Source organism: Nocardia asiatica NBRC 100129, from assembly GCF_000308415.1.
In the GTDB taxonomy this organism is placed as follows: Bacteria; Actinomycetota; Actinomycetes; order Mycobacteriales; family Mycobacteriaceae; genus Nocardia; species Nocardia asiatica.
Window position 1 is genome coordinate 61,541 of sequence record NZ_BAFS01000474.1, and the last position, 18,652, is coordinate 80,192.

General features: G+C 65.4%; 18 protein-coding genes and 2 pseudogenes. 9 read left to right on the forward strand and 11 right to left on the reverse strand.

What is annotated here, in order from left to right; all coding sequences use genetic code 11:
* Positions 1–359 precede the first annotated feature (359 nt).
* From ON27_RS39030 to ON27_RS39040, 3 genes are read left to right on the forward strand one after another with little or no spacing between them, the layout of a single operon-like run.
* Positions 360–2,858 (forward strand): DUF4407 domain-containing protein, encoded by a 2,499-nt coding sequence (locus ON27_RS39030; protein ID WP_043739127.1) that lies wholly within the window; start codon positions 360–362, stop codon positions 2,856–2,858.
* A complete protein-coding gene (locus ON27_RS42310; protein WP_083888183.1) occupies positions 2,855–4,303 on the forward strand; it encodes an FHA domain-containing protein in 1,449 nt (482 codons plus the stop codon). The genes ON27_RS39030 and ON27_RS42310 overlap by 4 nt, the downstream gene beginning before the upstream one ends.
* Before the next feature lie 6 nt (positions 4,304–4,309).
* The gene (locus ON27_RS39040) at positions 4,310–5,047 is read left to right on the forward strand and encodes a hypothetical protein (RefSeq protein ID WP_043739132.1); all 738 of its coding nucleotides are present in this window, start codon (positions 4,310–4,312) and stop codon (positions 5,045–5,047) included.
* A 255-nt stretch (positions 5,048–5,302) separates the two neighbouring features.
* Here the strand turns inward: ON27_RS39040 and ON27_RS43780 are convergent, their stop codons facing one another.
* The 5 genes from ON27_RS43780 to ON27_RS39060 all read right to left on the reverse strand — a co-directional run bounded on the left by ON27_RS43780 (position 5,303) and on the right by ON27_RS39060 (position 7,702).
* On the reverse strand, positions 5,303–5,548 hold the full coding sequence (locus ON27_RS43780) for a hypothetical protein (RefSeq protein ID WP_157227972.1): 246 nt from the start codon (positions 5,546–5,548) through the stop codon (positions 5,303–5,305).
* Between the two features lie 322 nt (positions 5,549–5,870).
* The gene (locus ON27_RS46070) at positions 5,871–6,287 is read right to left on the reverse strand and encodes a maleylpyruvate isomerase N-terminal domain-containing protein (protein WP_083888185.1); all 417 of its coding nucleotides are present in this window, start codon (positions 6,285–6,287) and stop codon (positions 5,871–5,873) included.
* 44 nt (positions 6,288–6,331) lie between these two features.
* The gene (locus ON27_RS39050; protein ID WP_051047579.1) at positions 6,332–6,817 is read right to left on the reverse strand and encodes an SRPBCC family protein; all 486 of its coding nucleotides are present in this window, start codon (positions 6,815–6,817) and stop codon (positions 6,332–6,334) included.
* Complete coding sequence (locus ON27_RS39055) at positions 6,814–7,152, reverse strand: ArsR/SmtB family transcription factor (protein WP_043739133.1); 339 nt, start codon at positions 7,150–7,152, stop codon at positions 6,814–6,816. The genes ON27_RS39050 and ON27_RS39055 overlap by 4 nt, the downstream gene beginning before the upstream one ends.
* Positions 7,153–7,273: 121 nt before the next feature.
* Positions 7,274–7,702, reverse strand: coding sequence for a hypothetical protein (locus tag ON27_RS39060; protein ID WP_043739136.1), 429 nt, complete (start codon positions 7,700–7,702; stop codon positions 7,274–7,276).
* Positions 7,703–7,862: 160 nt separating this feature from the next.
* On the opposite strand from ON27_RS39060, the gene ON27_RS39065 reads away from it, so the two are divergent.
* Positions 7,863–8,807 (forward strand): M56 family metallopeptidase, encoded by a 945-nt coding sequence (locus ON27_RS39065; protein ID WP_043739138.1) that lies wholly within the window; start codon positions 7,863–7,865, stop codon positions 8,805–8,807.
* Between the two features lie 113 nt (positions 8,808–8,920).
* On the opposite strand, the gene ON27_RS39070 is transcribed toward ON27_RS39065, so the two are convergent.
* The 4 genes and pseudogenes from ON27_RS39070 to lpqS all read right to left on the reverse strand — a co-directional run bounded on the left by ON27_RS39070 (position 8,921) and on the right by lpqS (position 12,968).
* On the reverse strand, positions 8,921–9,589 hold the full coding sequence (locus ON27_RS39070; RefSeq protein WP_043739141.1) for a YcnI family copper-binding membrane protein: 669 nt from the start codon (positions 9,587–9,589) through the stop codon (positions 8,921–8,923).
* Between the two features lie 506 nt (positions 9,590–10,095).
* Positions 10,096–11,331 (reverse strand): annotated as a pseudogene (locus ON27_RS39075) (MFS transporter); the annotation flags it as partial.
* Positions 11,328–12,407 (reverse strand): PLP-dependent cysteine synthase family protein, encoded by a 1,080-nt coding sequence (locus ON27_RS39080; protein WP_051047581.1) that lies wholly within the window; start codon positions 12,405–12,407, stop codon positions 11,328–11,330. The gene ON27_RS39080 and the pseudogene ON27_RS39075, both read right to left, overlap by 4 nt.
* A 147-nt stretch (positions 12,408–12,554) precedes the next feature.
* Positions 12,555–12,968, reverse strand: coding sequence for a putative copper homeostasis (lipo)protein LpqS (gene lpqS / locus ON27_RS39085; RefSeq protein ID WP_157227973.1), 414 nt, complete (start codon positions 12,966–12,968; stop codon positions 12,555–12,557).
* Positions 12,969–13,401: 433 nt separating this feature from the next.
* On the opposite strand from lpqS, the gene ON27_RS39090 reads away from it, so the two are divergent.
* Entirely contained in the window at positions 13,402–13,719 is a 318-nt protein-coding gene (locus tag ON27_RS39090; RefSeq protein WP_043739150.1) for a hypothetical protein, read from the forward strand.
* Here ON27_RS39090 and ON27_RS42315 read toward each other — a convergent pair.
* A pseudogene (locus ON27_RS42315) lies at positions 13,716–14,067 on the reverse strand (BlaI/MecI/CopY family transcriptional regulator). The gene ON27_RS39090 and the pseudogene ON27_RS42315 sit on opposite strands and share 4 nt — an antisense overlap.
* A 306-nt stretch (positions 14,068–14,373) precedes the next feature.
* Here ON27_RS42315 and ON27_RS39095 point away from each other — a divergent pair.
* From ON27_RS39095 to ON27_RS39105, 3 genes are all read left to right on the forward strand, one after another.
* Positions 14,374–15,936, forward strand: a complete 1,563-nt coding sequence (locus ON27_RS39095) for a multicopper oxidase family protein (protein WP_043739214.1) — start codon at positions 14,374–14,376, stop codon at positions 15,934–15,936.
* Positions 15,937–16,240: 304 nt separating this feature from the next.
* Complete coding sequence (locus tag ON27_RS39100) at positions 16,241–16,513, forward strand: hypothetical protein (RefSeq protein WP_043739152.1); 273 nt, start codon at positions 16,241–16,243, stop codon at positions 16,511–16,513.
* Between the two features lie 143 nt (positions 16,514–16,656).
* On the forward strand, positions 16,657–17,028 hold the full coding sequence (locus ON27_RS39105; protein ID WP_043739216.1) for a BlaI/MecI/CopY family transcriptional regulator: 372 nt from the start codon (positions 16,657–16,659) through the stop codon (positions 17,026–17,028).
* Between the two features lie 690 nt (positions 17,029–17,718).
* On the opposite strand, the gene ON27_RS39110 is transcribed toward ON27_RS39105, so the two are convergent.
* The gene (locus ON27_RS39110; RefSeq protein WP_043739154.1) at positions 17,719–18,399 is read right to left on the reverse strand and encodes an MspA family porin; all 681 of its coding nucleotides are present in this window, start codon (positions 18,397–18,399) and stop codon (positions 17,719–17,721) included.
* Between the two features lie 65 nt (positions 18,400–18,464).
* On the opposite strand from ON27_RS39110, the gene ON27_RS44550 reads away from it, so the two are divergent.
* On the forward strand, positions 18,465–18,652 hold a 188-nt coding region (locus tag ON27_RS44550), incomplete at its 3' end, for a hypothetical protein (protein ID WP_218003128.1).

Below are 18,652 nucleotides of genomic sequence, written 5' to 3' on the forward strand. Positions count from 1 at the left end.
AGCAATCGCCACAACTTTCTACGGCTTCGGCACCCATCAGCAGCAGTTGCGCACACGCCTGAGGTCAAATTAGTTACCTGAACGAAATTTAGAATACCGGCGGCTGCGCTGGTTTCGTAGCGAATTGCATTCCTATCGGTACGTTTTACGTTCATCTACCGCAGATTATGGTCGCGATGTATGGTGGCCGCGACGAATTCTGGCTTTACCGGGCCTCTTCAGTACGAGCGCAACTACGACCCGGCTGACCTGCCCTCTAACACTAGACGGGACAGCACAGCCGATCGGCAGCACTATCGGGGATGCGAATTGGTCGCTGCAAGAATCATTTACGACAACGTCATGGGCGGGGGTAGCAGATGATCGGAGCTCCGTCGATCAAGCGGCTCGGTGACTCGACGATCCGATTCGCTGGTGTCGACCCGAACGATCTGCGTGATCCCGATGGCAAGACCCTGATAGCCGATCGTGTCCGTTACCAGGGCATGGGCCTGTCTGTGCTGATCACGTCAACGTTCGCCGTGTTCGCGATGCCGATGGCCCTGACTGTGATGAGCGGACACTTCTCGTGGATCTACGTGATCGCCGGATTGCTGTATGGCGTGTTCATCTTGAACTTCGATCGTTGGGTGGTCTCGGGCTTCGACTACGACTCCGGATGGAAGGCTCGGCTCCGCGCTGCTGCGGGCTTGATGATCCGTCTTCCAATCGCCCTGCTCATCGCCCTGTCCATCAGCGAGCCGATCGTCATGTTTGTGTTCGCGTCCGAGATCCACGCCCAGGTCATCGAGCACAAGCATCAGGAGAAGATTGATCAGGCCGACAAACTTCGCAACGACCCGCTCTACGACCCACACAGATCCGAACAGTTCGCGGCGCTGAACAGGGCAAACGATGCTGTGAAGAACACGCGGGATACGCTCGATGCGGCAGAGAAGGCCCTCGACCTGGAGCAGGGCGGAGCCGGCGGAACCGGTCACTCAGGGTATGGGGACCGCACTTCCGAACGGCGCGCTGTCCGCACGAAAGCGGCCGAGGCGTTCGATTCGGCAGTGAGCACGCAGGTTGAGGCGCAGAACAATTACAACGGCAAGTCCGCGGAACTCGCTGCGGCCCGGCAAGCAGCGATCGAAGCCAGTGACCGGCGGATCGATGAGCGTGTCGCGGGTCTGGCGGACCGGGAGCGGGCGCTTGCCGCCATCAGCCACGATCCTGCTGTCGCGAAAACGACCCTGGTGATGCGGGGTTTGTTGTTCTTGGTCGACGTGGCGCCGCTGCTGCTGAAGTACGCGATGCCTGCGACGTTCTACGAACAGATGCTTCGCGCCCGAGGACGGCGTCTCCTCGACCGACATACGGAAGACTTGCAGGCTACTGAGGAACTCGCCAAAGAACGCCGCGTTCTGGAGAACGCGACCGCGCGTTACAAGCTCAATCAACAGGCCATCGTCGATGAGGAAAAGATCGCCAGGGACAGCGATCTCGAGCTGAGAAAGGTCATCGCCGAGCACACTCGTCAGGTCGTCACATCGGGCTACGAGCGCCTTCACGATGTCGGCACCCTCGATCCTCCGCGGCGCAACCCGTCACGTCCCCCGGCTGTTGGACCGCAACCCGCTCGACACCCGGCCCCACGGCCGGGACCGACACCACATGACGACATCCACGACGACCCGGACCTTCCGACCAACCCCGACCCTCATGATGTCCCGAACGACGGCCGCTCCCAGGTAGTCGGTGAACGATGGGCTATCAAGGACGCGCTGACCAAACCGCGCAGCGACCACCCCTGGCGTCGCGCCTACCTGGCAAAGGACCTACTCAAGAAGGAAAAGGGCGACTGCGTCCTCAAACGCGTCGACCAGCCATACAAGGGACAACGCATATCGATGGGGTTGAACGAGCTGCATTCTCTACCGGAGGGCCGCGAGATCAGTCCCTACGTGGCCCCCATGGTTCACGGGGGTTACGACGTCAACTTCGGCCTGTTCGTGGTGACCCCGTACTACAAGCGAGGGACGCTGGCCGAACTCATGCGGGACGGTGCCGAATCGCTGACACTGCGGACCGCGCTGAAGTACATCGAGCAGATCCTGCAGGGCCTGCTCGCGGTCTTCGAGTACAGCAACACCATCCATTTCGACATCAAGCCGTCGAACATCGCCCTGGACAAGAAGGGCAACATCCGCATCATCGACTGGGGCCTGGCAACCTCCAGCGATACCGCAGACAGCGCACCGGTCGGGTTCTCCCTGTGGTACGCCCCGCCCGAACAAGTCACCGCCACCGAGCGCAACCAGGAGTGGAGATCAGGGCGTTGTGACATTCGCGCGGTCGGCGCGACGCTCTACACTTTGATCGTCGGATCCGCACCTCTGTACCTGGAGGCGGCCAACCTCCAACTGCTCGATGAGCACGGTGTACTACCGGACGACCGCAAGCACGAGTTCATCCGACTGCTGAAGACCACCCAGCCCGTGCCTTTGGACGCGTTCTTCTCGATCAACGAGGGCTGGGACCGCGAGCAGCTGCTGCCGCTGTCGAATCTGGTCGCCCAGTGGCTGGATCCGGATCCGACGGTGCGCGCGCCCGGGTCACAGTCCGCTCAGCGCGTCGCCTTGGACGATCTCCTACGCGTGTTAGAGCAACTTGGACGAAGCAAGTCCTCAGCACTCGATCGACAAATCGGATCCAAGCATCTCGTTCAGCGTCCTCTCGTGCCGGTCGACACCCCCTCCGACGTCTTCGCCCGCATCGCCACTCGGAGCGAGACCCGCTCCACTATCTGGCGCACCGGGTCACAACGACAAGAACTCGGCGAACCCGACGCGTTCATCGACGAGGAGGCTTCATCATGACCGCGTGGATCGACTCTGCGGCAAATCTATTTACAGCGAGGATTCCAGCAAGTCTCATGCTTCCTTTGACCGGCATCCCGCTCCTGCTCCTGAGCACGACGGACACCTCGAAATTCAGACAGCGTCTCTCCAAATGCCGCCCATGGCGGCTCTTGCAGCACGTACCGGCAACGGCCCACCGATCATCGACCGTGCCGGACCCGCAATCTGGCTGGAAGGATGACGTGATGGTGCAGGATCCAAAACCTTCCCGCCGCCGCGACAACGCCCGAGCGAACGCGACGCCGCACACCGTACCCCCTGCGCACACGACAGACCTTTCCGACAACATCAACGACTCGGCTGGCTCCGGTCCGGTGACAAGACCCGCCTGGCTCAAAGCAGTCAGCGGATCGTTACTCGATGTGCTACTCACCCGGCCCACCATTGTTCTGGGACGCTCCACCACGTGTGACCTGCACGTCGATGACCCGCTAGTCAGCAGGGAGCACTTCATGCTCACCCACGACCACGGGCGCTGGTACATCACGGACCTGGGTACACCCAACGGAACATCGGTTAACAACAGACCTGTATCACCTCTGCAACCGGTCGAGCTGGTGTCGGGTGACACCGTCGAGATAGGCGCGGTGCAGTTCATTCTCACGTTACGAGGTGAAGCTCCGGTGCCGCTCGAACTACGCACTGGTGCAGCAACAGCCCGTGGTGGAAGACGCCGTAACGAGGACGACTTCTTCGTAGGTGACCACCTCCTCGCGGTCGCCGACGGAGTCGGCGGCCGCCCGGCAGGTGACATCGCCGCCGGCATCGCCATCGACCTTGTCCGCACGCCCTCTCGCTTCTATTCGTCATGGACTGATGTCGTAACTCTTATCGAGGCAGCGCTACAGGCCCGAGGGCGAGGCGACACCCGTGCCACCAACATGGCCACCACGCTCGATGCGGCCCGACTGACCGACCGAGACGGAGTGGCGGTCATGTCCGGCGTTCATATCGGCGACGGCATCGCCGTACTCGATTCCGGAACTCACATACGAGAACTCACCGTCGTCCACACCTACGGGCGCGAACTGGCCGAAAAGCACCATCCTGAAGCGAGCCGACACCCTGACCGCGGAAGGCTCGTTCGAGGTATCGGACTCGAGGACGCACAACCGGATCTCTGGGAAGAAGAAGCCGTCGTCGGTCACCGCTACGTCTTGTCCACCGACGGCATCCTCCGCGCGCTCGGATCCCGGCGACTGACCGAGGCACTCATCAAGCTGCGACAGCACCCGCCACAAACCGCGGCGGACACCCTCATTTCCCTCGCCCAGCAGTCCGACGTGCCACCCGAAGCGCTCGACAATCTGACCGTAGCCATCGCCGACGTGTGCCGATCCGATCAGCCGCAGCAGGCAATCGAAAGCGCCGTCAGAGCAGCCCTTCCATCGTCGAGAAAGTAAAGCCATATGCAGGATAAAGAGGCGAACGAGTTGCAGGAAGGCCTCGTCCTTTTCTGCGGGTCGGCCAATCTCCCGGAGCTGACCTACGGGGAAACCACATACCTCACACGTGCGCTCATTGCCCCGGCGGACACCTTCTTGAGCGAAACCCATGCTCCAGAGATATTCTCGCGCGGAAACCAGTGGTTCGTCCGGAACAACTACGAACACAAGAAGCTGGTCGTCGCCGAAGTAAACGACCTCGAGAGGGGGGTTCTCGGCCTCATCATCAGAATCCCGCCAGGGTCCAGCCAGCGGTTGCCGTCGGCAGAATCATATATCTACCTCGGTAGCAGCTACCGTGTCTTCGCTGAAGTCAAAAGAAGAGAAGCCGTCAACGACGTGAATGAGGACCTTGGGAGTACAACCACCAACACCCTCAGCGGTATGGCGCGGGATGCCGATACTCGCATCCGTGAACTGCTTGCTGAAGAGCCGTGGCGCACAGCGACTTTTGTAAGATTTCAAGAATTCATGGATCCGCTGCGGGTACGCCCCGAGCCGTTGGCCGCACGCCGTGTCCTCGAATGCGCACCACACCTCGAACTGACCCAGGTCAACAACACACAACGCAAGCTCAAGGACATCACAGGTCTGGACGCGTCGGTGGAACTGGGCGACTGGATGACACATCGCGGGATACTTCTTGGCAGCCACTACAGCGAAGTTCCTCACAGCCGGGGGTGTGCGCACTGGAGCAACTGAGCCATTCATGTCCGGATTCCCGTGGGCGGATCACCCAGACCTACAACAGCGCCCCGGTCGGCATCGGAGAGATCGCCTTGCATGGGAAGCATTCGATATCCCGCTGCGGCGATCAGCACAGGCGCAACCACTCCCCCTCACGAGACGGCGGCAACGCGCACACGCATACGAAAGTTCCCGCCGAAGTGTGCCTTCGACGGGAACCTCGATGCTGAGTCCCCTTGGACCCGGCCACCTCAGGGCCGTGGGACTCGATTACCTCTCATCATGGAGATCGTCAAGCACTCCGATCGCGCGCAGCCCGAAAGCGGCACCGAAGCACGCGGCGGCGAGATCGTCGCGGCCGTAGGACGAGAGCATCTTGCCGCCCGTCTCAAGGGCCGTCGCGATCACGTTGATGGCCGCGCGGCGGATCGGACGACGACGAGGGCTGGGCCGGCTATCGGCCCTCCCGGCAGGGTGGTCGCGGTTCTGGTCCGGATCGCAGGTCACTGCAGTCACGCTTCCTTTCTCGGTACACGTTGCCGAGCAACGCTTTCCGTACCGAGTGTGAAGAGATTTTCCTGCGCTGACCTGCAAGAACTAGCAGAACCCCCGGCACCTGCGAGCTAGCTCTAGCAAGGGCGTCGCTACCGGGTCATCCTCGGCTCCAAGGCGCACCGATCACGAGCACAACGGAAGAACGAACGCCTCTCGGACACGGTCCAAGAGTTGTGCTCCTAGCTCAAAGCCAGCCGACGGCACCGGTCCCCGCGCTGAAGTGGGATTTGGTGACTTTCGCGCGGCGCATGTTTCTGCGGCGATCGATGTTCGTAGGCAAGAACTACCTGCGTGCGTTCCATGCGTCAGTTACTCGTTCGGAAATCGCCACCGTGGTGTTCAAACCAAGTCGCGCGTCGCTCATCGTCACCACACTGGCGGAAGCCGAGCCATGCCCGTTGCCTGCCGCGTTGCGTAGCTCGCCGAGTGACTGGTGTGCGGTGAGGAGTTCGAGTAGCTGATCCGTGTGGGAGGCGAATTCGTCGACGCCGACCTGGACGGCCCACAGCAGTCGGCCCTTAACGAATCGCCTGGACAGCCCGCCTGCGTCAAGGTCGTCGTAGCTGATCATGTGGGCGACCACGTCCTTGACACGCCAGCGCTCGCACAGCGTCGGCATCTGCCACTGCTGCGGGGTCAACCCGGCCAGGAATGCCGCGAGATCCTTGCGTTCGGCCTCGGCCAAATCCATATCGTTCATCTCGGCCTGCCTGCTTTCAGGTCAGTCGTGCCGGGCGCGGCCGGTCATGCTCGCGCGCCCGCGATGTCGGCGAAGCGTGCCAGCACGGTGCTCCAGCCGCCGCCGCGTTCGACGATGGTGTCGCGCATGGCCTTGCCCTCGATGAGGCGGTCCAGGTGGCGGTGTTCGAGGGTGAGCGCGGTCTGCTCTGGTGATTCGGCAGTGAAGCGGAACTCGATTTCGCTGGCGGGAGCGGGATCCGGGTCGTATTGCCAGTGACCGTTGATCTGCCAGGTCACCACGATCCGGTGCGGCGGCTCCCACACCAGCACGCGCCCCCAGTCGCATTCCGAACCGTCTACCCCGCGTTCGAACCAGCGCCCGCCTACCTGGGGTTCGAGGATCGCCTCGGCCATGTCGGCTTCCCCGATGTGGTAGGCCGGTGGCCACCAGTCGCCGAACGATTCGGTAAAGAACGCGAACGCCTTCGCAAGCGGCAAGCGCACGCTCGCGGTGCCGTGCAGCGCGGCGAGGGGCATGGGTGTGGTCATCGAGGGGGCTCCTGTTCGGTGGTGTCGGCGGCCGTTGTATCGGCGACCTTCTGGAAAGCGGCCAGCGACTCGTCCCAGATCCGCTGGAAATACGCCTGGATTCCGGCCAGCCCATCCGGGTTGATCCGGTAGATCCGTCGGGTCCCCTCGGCCCTGGCCACCACCAGGCCGCCGTCGCGCAGCACCCGCAGATGCTGCGAGACCGCCTGGCGGGTGATCGGCAACGACTCGGCCAGCTCACCCACCGAGGACGGGCGCCGTGCTACCCGCTCGAAGATCTCCCGCCGCATCGGGTCACCCAGAATCCCCAGATCCACATCTCCGAAAGAGCCCACTTTCGTAAGTGTGCACTTCCATTCCATGGAATGCGAGGTTCGGTGCATCGGTGATGACGCTCGTCGGCGATCCCTGGCGTGGATGCGGTCGATCCGACGGCATCGGCGCGGGCGATGCCGGTCATGGGTTGGCTGGTGATGGCAGCTGGCGTTCGGCGCTGCCCACGGTGGTTGCGTTCGATGACGGAGCCAGTGTGGCGGTGACGGCTGCGACGAGCGCGGTGACCGCCTTGTGGATGTCGTCAGGGGTGGTCCAGCGGCCCAGTGAAAGCCGTAGAGCGCTCAACGCTCGTGCGGTGTCGAGTCGCATCGCCTCGAGTACCGGGTATGGGGTGTGGGTGCCGCTGTGGCAGGCCGAGCCGGTGGAGGCGGCGATGTCGGGGGCCGCGGTGAGGATTTCGTGGCCGCGTGTGCCGTCGATGCTGATGTTGAGGGTGTTGGGCAGTCGCTGGTGGGTGGGGCCGTTGAGGTGGACCCGCCCGGGGGAGCGCGGCGGCCAGGCGCTGGTACAGCTCGTTGCGCAGCCGCGCGAGGCGGGCGGGCGCACCACGGGCGGGATGACTAACTGCCCTCGGGTGCCGATAGTATGTCGCCGAGCTGTAGTGCTGTGTACGACGCTCGATCTCGATCCGGCAGAGGAGCCATTCGGTGCCATCCGCGTCTGTGTGTACGGCCGTGATCGTCGATGTCGAGGCACCGCGGGGGACGGCATGAGTGTGGCGATCTGCCTACTGGCCTACACCGTGGTCGTGGTGGTGCTGGCGCCGCCGCTGTTGCTGCGGACAGCCGGTGACGGGCACCATCCACGCTTGGGTCTGGCGGCCTGGCTCAGCGCTATCGTCTCGGTGCTGATGTCCTGGGCTGTCGCGGTGGTGTTCCTCGGCATCGATGTCGTTCGTGATCTGCTCGCTGATCAGCATTTGGATCTCGGTCGGTGTTTCGGGCAGCTACACGACGCTGCGACGGGCGTGTACGGAACTGCTGTCCAGGTCGGCTTGTGGGCACTGGCAGGACTGGCGGTGATCGCGGCCGCGGTCGCGGCGTGGCGGCTGTGCCGTTCGTTGGTCCGGGCTCGATCGGTGACCCGCCAGCATGCGCAAGCGGCACGAATGGTTGGCCGCCGTCATGACCGCCATGACGCGGTTGTTCTGGACCATCCCGAACCAGCAGCCTATTCGGTGGCCGGGAACCCGGACACGATCGTGTTGACGCAGGGAATCGTGGCGGCTCTCGACGAGGAGCATCTGGCTGCGGTCATGGCCCATGAACGCGCCCATTTGCGCGGACGCCATTATGTGTTGCTCGCCTTCACACGAGGACTCGCCGCGGTGTTCCCCCGGATCGAGTTGTTTGTCACCGGCGCCGCGCAGGTGGCGCGCCTGGTCGAGATGATCGCCGATGACGCCGCCGCCGAAATCTATGGACCCATCACTGTCTACGAGGCATTGCTGACACTGGCCGACTCCCATGGCAAGGTCCCGGTCGCGGCGACGGAGGGCTTGGCCGATCGGGTCCGCCGTCTCGCGGCACCGCCGGCGCCGACCACGATGCATGGTTTCGCCGCCTCGGCCGCTATCGCCGCGGTCGTCCTGGGACCGATGATGGCGACCGTGGCCGCGGCGGGCGGGATCGGTGTCTGCGCCCTGGGCAGCTGAATCCCTTTCCCGGCATCGACGGGTCTCGGGAATTAGCAGCGTGCGCAGGGCGTGACAGACCGGTGGGTGCAGGTACGGCCTGTCCGTACCGGCACCCACTCGTCGCTCGGGGACTATCGAGACGTGCGGCGGCTGCGTGCCAGTGCTGCCACCGCGGCGGCCGCGGCGAGCGCGCCCAGGCCCAGCCCGCCGGCAGCCATCCAGCGGGTCGCCGAATCGGTGCCGGTCTCGGAGTCGTGCTCTATTTGGGCAGCGGGAGCGGCGTTGTGGGAGTGTCCGTCGCCGGCGGGAGCGGCCGCCAGAGCCAGGACCGGCAGCGGGTACTCCGGTTCGGGTGCGCCGTCGGTGCTGGGCTGATCCCAGGTGACGACCTTGCCGTCGCTGTAGGTCTGCACGGCGCGGAAGGAGACCTTGTCCTGGGTGGGCAGCGGCCCGGCGTAGAGATCGAAACGCTGGAACTGTCCCGGGCCGACACCGGATCCCGGTTCCGCGGTCCAGGTGACCGAGGTCGCCATCTTGGCCGCGTCCCTGCTCACCGTTGCGGTCCACCCGGGCATCGGTTCGGTGCGCGCGGTTTTGAGGCCGGGCAGTTCGACGGTCAACGCGGTGGTCGAGGCCTGCTCGGATTCGTTGGAGATGCGGAAGGTGAGCACCGCAGAGGCGTTTTGCTTGGCGCCGGGGGCCTCGACCCCCAGGTGGGCCGAGGCGACACCGCCGGCGAGCGCGGTGGCGGCCGCGGCGGCGCCGAGGGTGACGGCGAGGCGCCGCAGAACTGTTGTCATGTCATGTCTCCTTGTATGGGTGGTGGCAAACGGTCGGAAGCCGGGATCCTGTGGGAGGGCCCCTGCGCTCGACGTGTCACCGGTCTGGCTCTGAAGCCAGGCGGGCCTCACCGCCGGGTTTCCGGTCCGGCGGCGGGATAGCGCGAGCGCCGGTCCTCGGCGTAAGGGTCGGTGCGGGGTGCGGGCGGCAGAGCCCGGCGGTGTCCGCGTCGCTCGGGCTCCGAGCCCGGCCATGGTCGTGGCGCGCCGGTCGGGACACGAGGCCCGGGACCGAGGCGGTCTTCACCGGCTGGTAGCCGCGGCAGTGGTGGCTGTCTGCGGTAGGTGTGCTGGTCGGACTTTGCCGCCGGCCAGGGCCTGGTCGCTGCGCCGAGCCGATTCACCGGTTCGACGCCGTGGCCGGGTCGGTGGCGCAGGGGGGTGGTCACCGAATCCGAGTACGCGAAGGCGGGCTTGGTGAGCCGATGACGTCCACTGGGCAGACGATGACGTCCGGTGACGTTCTGTTCCGGCGCGGTAGTGGCGCGGTCGCTGCGTTCCAACCGGGCCAGGGCGTAGGCGGCGATGACGCCGATCGCGGTCGATCCCGCCCAGACGATCCAGTCCAGTCCGGCATCGCGGGCAGCGCCGACGAGGGTGCCGGTGGCCAGGTTGCCGACGAGGATTCCGACACCGACGACAGTGTTGTAGAACCCGTAGTGGGTCGCGACCAGCTTGTTTCCTGACAGCGAGACCACGGTGTCCATCTCGAACGGGAACACCGCAGCGGTGCCGATCGCCAATAGCGTGGTCGTGACCAGCAGCGCGGCCACCGCGGCCACGGTGCCGAAGGGCGCCGGTGTGGGCACGATGATCAATGGGACGAACGCCGCGCCCAGCACGGCCATGCCGGCGACCAGGCTCTTGCCCGGACCCCAGCGGGCACGCAACCAGGCGGTGATGCGGAGTTGCCCGGCGACGGCGACGACGCCGGAGACCACGAACAGCGCCGAGACCAGGGCCTGCGACCGAGCTCCGGCGATGAATTCCGCTTGCAGCGGCAAGGCCAGATATACCTGGAACGACAGGACGTAGGAGCCGATCATCGCCACCGAGAACGCCAGGAACCGCCGGTTGGAGATGACACGGCGCCAGTCGTCGAGCACCGAGGTCTTCTCGGCGGGGGCCTCGCCGCGGCGGGCGGGCAGGGCGAACAGCTGGGCGATGGTCAGGGCGGCGAACACCGCCGCCGCGACACCGGCGGTAACGCGGAAGTCGACCGCCATCAATGCCAGCCCGACGAGCGGTCCGGCGAGGATGCCTGCTTGGTAGAACATGTTGAACACCGCGAACGCTTCGACGCGGCGCTCTCCGGTGTCGGCGGCGAGATAGGCGCGCACGGCCGGGTTGAACAATGCTCCCGCGAAGCCGGTCGCCGCGGAGGCGATCAATACCATGGGCAGGGACTCGGCGACGATCAGCAGCGCGAAGCCGCCGGTGCGCAGCAGGCATCCGGCCATGATCAGCGGTTTGTAGCCGAGCCGGTCGGCCAGGGTACCGCCGATGAGGAACATGCCCTGCTGGGAGAAGTTCCGCACACCCAGGACCAGCCCGACCGCCCATGCCGCCAACCCCAACGGACCGGCCAGGTAACCGGCCAGATACGGCATCAGCATGTAGAAACCGAGGTTGATGCCGAACTGGTTGATCATCAGCAGCCGCGCCGGCAGATCGAAGCTGCGAAACTTGGCGACCACTGTCATGAGGCGAGCTGCCCTTCGGCCATTGCTGTCGGCGAAATCACCGTGGTGCAGCGGGTCCACCGTTGCACGACCCGTTCTCTCGGGTGGTCGATCGCCTCGGGCGCCACCGGTGCTGCGATGTCGAGCAGTTCGTGCTCGGCGCAGTAGGCGTCGTTGTAGATGGTGTCGAAGTAGCGGTGTGGCCCGTCGGGAAACACCGCCGCGATCCGAGTCGACGGCGCGGCGACGCGGGCGGCCCACCCGGCGACCAGCGCGACCGCGCCCACGCTCCACCCTCCGGTCGCGTGGTGGGTGGCCGCGAGTGCGCGACAGGCCCACACCGATTCCGCCGGAGCGACCCAGTGGACCTCGTCGAAGGCCGCGTAATCGACGTTGGCGGGATAGATGCTCGAACCCAGGCCACGCATCAGGCGCGGCCCGGCGGGCTGGCCGAAGATCGTCGAGGAGATCGTGTCGACACCGACGAGCTTCATGTCAGGGTTGTAGCGGCGCAGGACCCTCGCCACACCGGCGGAATGTCCGCCGGTGCCGACCGCGCACACCAGGACATCGACGGTGCCGAGCTGCTCGATCAGCTCCAAGGCCAGCGACTGATAGCCCTCGACGTTGTCGGGGTTGCTGTACTGATCCGGGCACCAGGCGTCGGACTCGGCGGCCAGTAGCTGGGCTACGCGCTCACGGCGGGCCTGCTGCCAGCCACCGACCGGGTGGGGTTCGGTGACCAGCTCGACGGTGGCACCGTAGGCGGCCAGCATCTGAGCGACGATCGGTTCCAGCCCAGGATCGGTGACCACGGTCACAGGGTGCTGGTAAACCATCCCGGCCAGCGCCAGTCCCAGGCCCAGGGTGCCGCTGGTCGATTCGACGATGCGCGCGCCGGGTGCCAGATCGCCGCGTTCGCGGGCCCGTTGCACCATATGCAGTGCGGGCCGGTCCTTCATCCCGCCGGGGTTGAATCCTTCCAGCTTGGCCCAGAATCCACGATCGGTGCCGGCCAGCGGTTCACCGATCCACAGCACCGGCGTGTTGCCGACGAGGCCCCGGGGGGCGTCGGCGGCATCGGGCGCGCCGAGCATGCGACGGGTGTGACCGAATTCAGCAGTAGGGAGGGTGGTGTTCACGGTTGCTGTCTCTTCTCTGCACAGGCGCACGCTTGCGCGGTACGCCACAACGATGGGCAGCGAGCACCGGCCGACACGACAGGTCAGCCTGGCGCTGATCGATCAGCGTCGGGAAATGCAGAACAGAGTCAGAACGGTGCGCCCATCAGGCGAGCGCGGTGCAGAAGGCGGCCCACGAATCGCACCGGCGCGGGAGTCCGGTGTCGATGCCTGCGTCCATACAGCGGTGAAAGCGGCGAGCACCAGCGCGGCCAGTGTCAGCGACACGATGCCCGGAGGCAGCGCCTTATCGAGGCAGTGAACGGCGTGCGCGACGCACTGCTGCGTCGTGTCAGCGGTGGCGGCGTGGTCGTGATCGGTCGCGGCGCCGGGCTCTGCGATGGTGAGGGAGTGATGGTCCCGCGGGCCGGTGTGCTCGTGGAAGAGCAGGCAGTCGGCGACAGGAACGATCACCAGAGCGGCCAGCAGCAGAACTGCCAGCCAGCTACCCCCGCGCATCCGACCGAGAGAATTCACGATGCCGCGATGGTAACGAAGATGTAACGACGTGCGCAATGGCGCCAGCCGTCACGCTGCTTGCGCTGCGATGCGATCGCACACCCGGCTCCGTGCCGCAGATCGGCGCGGGGAGCCCTCGCGGCCATGCTGCGCACACTCCACCTCCAGAACTCGATCACGCTGGGCACCAGCATTTTTGGCGGTCTCGACCCGCCCGCATCCGAGGGGGTTGGTTGACAACCACAGCGATCAATCTACTATCTCGGTACGTAAATAGTTTGTGTTGTGTGATCAGGCGCACGCCTCGGCGTGTCTGGCCACCACCTCCCCTGGGCGTCACATCCGCGACATGCCCCGGTGACGAGTTCGTGACCATCTCCGCCCGTTCGTCGGATCGTGGCTACCCGCCCACCCGGCGGCAACCACACCGGCAACGATGAAAGGACTCTCGATGACCACCACCGTTCGATCCCAGCGACATCGACTTCCCGCCCGGCTGCTGGCCACGACATCGGTCGCCGTAGCAGCGACCTTCCTGGCCGCCGTTCCCGCGACCGCGGCACCGTCGGCCTCGGGTACCAGCGGCCGACCCGCGGGTGCCGACGACGGTCGGGGCACCACCTGGCATGGGAACAGCCGCGTCGACAACGGCCACAGCACCGACGGAGGTCCACGCGGGCACGGCCACGATCGCGCCGACACCGGCCGCCACGACCCGTCCGACGACGGTGGACACTGCACGCCTCGCGGTTGCTCCGGACCCCGCTAGTCGTGGGGCTCGGGGTGGCCGGTTCCTTTCCGGCGCTGCCGCAGCGCCTCGCGCAACCGCTGCGATTGCACGGCGGTCATGGTTTCGATGAACCGGGCCAGCACTTCTTCGGCCCGGCCGCTCGCATCGAGCGCGGCGCGCATCAGTCCGGCGCTGTACTGCTCGCGGGGTCAGAATGGGCCAGTCCAGGTGGGCCTTGCCGTGGCGTTCACGGTCGAGCCAGCCCTTGCGGTGCAAGGTGTCCATGGTGGTCATCACCGTGGTGTAGGCGATCTCACGCTCGCCGGCGATCACCTCACGCACCTGACGGACACTGACCGGCTCGCCGACCGACCACACCGTGTCCATGACCACCGATTCCAGCTCGCCGAACCCGCCGCCTGCCACCCGAGACCTCCTCACCTGCCGGCCTACCGCACCGAACGGGCCGCAACCATGTCGATGACGAGGTTCACGCGCGATCGGCTCGCGCGATCGTAGGACGAATTCGTTTCGATCGCGTGGCAATGAGGTGAACCACCAGCACGCCCGCTCGTGTGCGGCTCTCGGTGCCCACCAGCCCTAGCATGCGACCCAAAACCCTCTTTCACCTGCATAAACCCAGTCATTCACGGCCAGTCGATGGCGGACATCGACACAATGAAGGAGACGCCGATGTCGTCACCACGCAACCCCGGCGCCCATAGATCCCGGCGCAGCTTTCTCGCGCTGGGCGCAAGTGCGGGCACGGCCGCGCTGCTGGCGGCGTGCGGGAATCCCACCACGCCACACCGCGCTCCGATCGGCCCCGATTCCGACGCGGTCCGATCCGCCGAGGACGCCCGCCGATCCGCCACCGCCGCGGTTCGTGAAGTATCGCTGCGTCCCGCGCCGAGCACAGTCGACCTCGGCGGTGTCCAGGTCCAGACCTGGACCTACGGAAACGAGCTGCCGGGCCGCGAGATCAGGCTGCGTCGCGGCGAGGTGCTGCGCGCCGAAGTGACCAATTCCTTGCCCGCGCCGACGACGGTGCATTGGCACGGCATCGCCCTGCGCAACGACATGGATGGCGCTCCGGAGATCACCCAGGCCCCGATCGCCGCAGGCGCGAACTTCCGCTACGAATTCACCGTCCCCGATGCGGGCACTTACTTCTTCCACCCACATGTCGGTGTTCAGCTCGACCGCGGCCTTTACGCGCCGCTGATCATCGAGGATCCCGACGAGGGTTCCGACTACGACTCCGAAGCCGTCATCGTGCTCGACGACTGGCTCGACGGTGTCGCCGGCCGCGACCCGGACTCCGAACTGGCCCGGCTGCGCGAGCAGGGCATGGCCGGGATGGACATGGGAGGGCAATCCGGCGGCATGGACCACAGCGGGATGTCGATGGGTGCCTCGGCACCGATGTCGGCGCCGGATGACCCGGCGATGCCGTTGGGCACCGACACCGGTGACGTGGTCTACCCGTACTACCTGATCAACGGGCGCCTCGGCACCGACCCCGCGGTCTTGCAAGCCCGGCCCGGACAGCGCATGCGGTTGCGCATCATCAACGCCGCCTCCGACACCGCCTTCCGCGTCGCCTTGGGCGGTCATCAGCTGCGGGTCACCCACACCGACGGCTTCCCCGTGGATCCGGTCTCCACCGCCACCATCCTCATCGGGATGGGCGAACGCTATGACGCCGTAGTCGAACTCGGCGACGGGGTGTTCCCACTGGTCGCCTCCGCCGAAGGCAAGACAGGTCAGGGCTTCGCCCTCATACGCACCGGGGCCGGAACACCCCCACCGCCCGATACCCGCCCCACCGAACTGGCCGCGATCCCGCTGTCGGCGGCGAGGCTGAGCGCGACCGAGACTGTCCGGCTGCCCAACCGCACGCCCGATCAGACCCTCGATATGGTCCTCGAAGCCGACGCCGACAAATACATCTGGACGATCAACGGCAAAGCCTTCCCCGATCACGCCCCACTGGATGTGACTGCCCGACAACGGGTCCGGCTACGTATCAACAACAAGACCATGATGTGGCACCCGATGCACCTGCACGGCCACACCTTCCAAGTCGTCACCGGCTCCGGCGCCGGGCCACGCAAGGACACCTCGATCGTGGTGCCCATGCAGACCGTCGAGGTCGACTTCGACACCGACAACCCCGGCCAATGGATGCTGCACTGCCACAACATCTACCACGGCGAAGCCGGGATGATGACCGTCCTCTCCTACCAGCAATGACCACTGGCCGCGTGACGCGGACTCAGGCTGCGGCGTCGACCGCGGCGAGTGCGCGTACCGCCACCGAAACCTGCCCGCCACCGATGTGAAAGGAGGTGACCGACCGATGAACCCGATGAAGATGTTGTGCGACTGGATGTGCTCGATGATGGCCTCGTGCTGTCAGATGTAACCCACCTGGTCCACAAGGGGACGGCCGACAAGTCGCCAGTCGGCCGATCCATGAAACTCCACCGGCGACATATCAGCTCACCTACTATCTGCGTTCGTAGATAGTAGGTGTTAACGAAGATATAAGGCCACCATGAACTCCGAATCCTCACTGCGGGGCACGGGCCGGATCGCTACCCGCATAGCCCTCGCGATCTCCGCCGTCGCCGCCACTGCCGCACTCGCCGCTCCGGCCTTCGCAGATACCGGCACCACCGCCTCTGCTACCGAGGTCTCCGCCAGGCACGACAACAGTCACCGCGACCACCACCCGGGCAGCCGCCACGGCAACCATCGCAACCACCGGGCTCCGTTGCTCAACAACTACCGGCCCGGATTCCCGCTTCCGCGCACTGGCAGCTGGTAGCGCACCCTCTATGCATGAGGGTCGGTCGGCGTGCTGTCGGCCGACCCTCATGCGCGCTTCGGCCAGGTCGATGTGACAGAACATCACCGAACAACCTACGATATCGCTACGTAGATTTGAGGGTTGTTGTCAGGAGGTTGGTCGTGGCACACCGATTCGGCGATCTCGAAGCCGTCGTGATGGACCGCGTGTGGGCGGCCGAAGACGACATCACCGTCCGTGACGTCTACGAAAGTTTGCTGCTCGAACGCGAGATCGCCTACACCACGGTGATGACCACCATGGACAACCTGCACCGCAAGGGCTGGCTCGCCCGCGAACGTCACGGCAAGGCCTACCTGTACTGGCCCACCCTGACCCGCGAGGAATACAGCGCACAGCTCATGCGTGACGCTCTCGAAGGCACTCGCTCCGATCTCGTGCTGGCGCATTTCGTCGAACAGATCAGCAAGGACGAATCCGACGCCCTGCGCGCCCTGCTCCGCCGAATCAAACCCAACCGATCCACGAGCTGAGCCATCCCGTTCGCCACGGTCACGGCGAGTGGCGGCCGCGGCCGCGGCCCCTGTCGCCGATCCCGAAGGTCCATCAGCGCATGTCCAGCGATCATCTACGCTCCGGCACCGACCCAACGACTGCCCATACTCACGAACATGGTGGCCACGGCAGTGACCACCACGAGGCCACGCATCCGCGACCCGAACACCACGAGCACACCTCGCAGAACCCGGTCGGCTACTGCGACCTGCCCGAGGAGGCCGAGCTCCGCGAACGGCCCTGCGGATGCGGGTGCGGCGAGATCAGCACCTCGACTTCCCGCCGGCCACGACGTGCACGCTTCGAGGGCCGGGTGTGCAGAATGTTCGCTGGCTCGGCACCGGAGTTCATCCGCTGGGTCGACCGTATGGCCGGTCGGCTAGCCCGGCGTACCCGTCCCCGCCGTGAGCAATCGCGCGGCATCGCGGCCCTGACTGGCCAGTCCCCGATAACGCGACCACCTCTCATTCACCGGGGACAGGCCACGACGACCGCCCGGCCTCGATGGAGTCCTACGACGAGTTGCTCAATAGCCGTGCAGGCCGGAGTTCCGAATTCACCGCCGAGGCTGTCGATGCTCAGTGAAAAGTGGTCGAATGACGGTGGGAGAGATCCTACAGTCATCCGGTCTGGTGGCGGGGCCACGCAACAACCGCTGTTCAGGGGCTTCAGAACGCGAATTCGGCACCGTAGCCTGTCGTCTGCATAGCGCCGCTGTCGACATCGGCGCGCACGATGATGAACGGCATGGCCGAGACCGGTGATGGGCATCCCCCGATATTCAGCCTGGTATTGCTGTGCGCGAAAGTGTAGGGAAACATTGAGTTTTCGTCCAGGGAGACCCCGCCGACCACTGCCGCGGCCACAGTGCCCGGGGCCAGATTTACCGCAAGCCCTCCGGCGGGGGCCGCTCCGACACCGGTACCGACGCTGATGCTGGGCGGCGCGTCTATCGCCAGATCGGTGCCGGAGTCGAGGCCGAAGGAAGGCGGGATTCTGGTGGTGACGCCGGCATTGGGGGCGATGCCTATCGAGATGCCATTGGAAACGTTCACGGCACAGCCGATCAGATATCCGGCGACGATTTGCCCGCCTGGCAGCGACGCGCGTCCGTCGAGATCGATCGAATAGACTCCGGCGACCTTGACCGCGTGCACGAAGCCGGATGCGACATGCCCGCCAGCGGGTACGACATCGGTGGAATCTACCGACGCAATCAGGTGCAGCCCGCCGGAGTTGAATTCCCCCGGTGCCGCGCCGACCGCAGTATCGACAACGCCAACTGCACCGGTGGCGGCCACCGTCACCGCCGCTATCGCCGCCAGAGTCCGCAAATGCTTGTGGTTCATCACGCTCCAGTCAGGTAGTCATCAAGACGGGACTTCACAGAAGGACCCGCACAGCAACTGTCGTCGTGCATGGGTTGTTCGGCGTGTGCGGCTGGAACTCTACCGGTCGGTGCAGCTCAGTCGTCGTCGTGCCGCGACGGCGAGTTGCCGACGCGACGGGCATGCCGGTGCTTGGAGGCATCGCGTCGATTACTCATGGCTTTCGAACCACCGGGTTCCTCTCGTTCACCAAGCGCTGCCAGAGTTCGCGGCT

Bases quoted from the DNA above. Each gene is read 5' to 3' on its own strand.
- ON27_RS39065 (WP_043739138.1), top strand. From the start codon at position 7,863: ATGAGTGTGGCGATCTGCCTACTGGCCTACACCGTGGTCGTGGTGGTG.
- ON27_RS39095 (WP_043739214.1), top strand. From the start codon at position 14,374: ATGTCGTCACCACGCAACCCCGGCGCCCATAGATCCCGGCGCAGCTTT.
- ON27_RS39100 (WP_043739152.1), top strand. From the start codon at position 16,241: ATGAACTCCGAATCCTCACTGCGGGGCACGGGCCGGATCGCTACCCGC.
- ON27_RS42310 (WP_083888183.1), top strand. From the start codon at position 2,855: ATGACCGCGTGGATCGACTCTGCGGCAAATCTATTTACAGCGAGGATT.
- ON27_RS39030 (WP_043739127.1), top strand. From the start codon at position 360: ATGATCGGAGCTCCGTCGATCAAGCGGCTCGGTGACTCGACGATCCGA.
- ON27_RS39080 (WP_051047581.1), bottom strand. From the start codon at position 12,407: ATGCTCGGCGCGCCCGATGCCGCCGACGCCCCCCGGGGCCTCGTCGGC.
- ON27_RS39040 (WP_043739132.1), top strand. From the start codon at position 4,310: ATGCAGGATAAAGAGGCGAACGAGTTGCAGGAAGGCCTCGTCCTTTTC.
- ON27_RS39090 (WP_043739150.1), top strand. From the start codon at position 13,402: ATGACCACCACCGTTCGATCCCAGCGACATCGACTTCCCGCCCGGCTG.
- ON27_RS39110 (WP_043739154.1), bottom strand. From the start codon at position 18,399: ATGAACCACAAGCATTTGCGGACTCTGGCGGCGATAGCGGCGGTGACG.
- ON27_RS39070 (WP_043739141.1), bottom strand. From the start codon at position 9,589: ATGACAACAGTTCTGCGGCGCCTCGCCGTCACCCTCGGCGCCGCCGCG.
- ON27_RS39050 (WP_051047579.1), bottom strand. From the start codon at position 6,817: ATGACCACACCCATGCCCCTCGCCGCGCTGCACGGCACCGCGAGCGTG.
- ON27_RS46070 (WP_083888185.1), bottom strand. From the start codon at position 6,287: ATGAACGATATGGATTTGGCCGAGGCCGAACGCAAGGATCTCGCGGCA.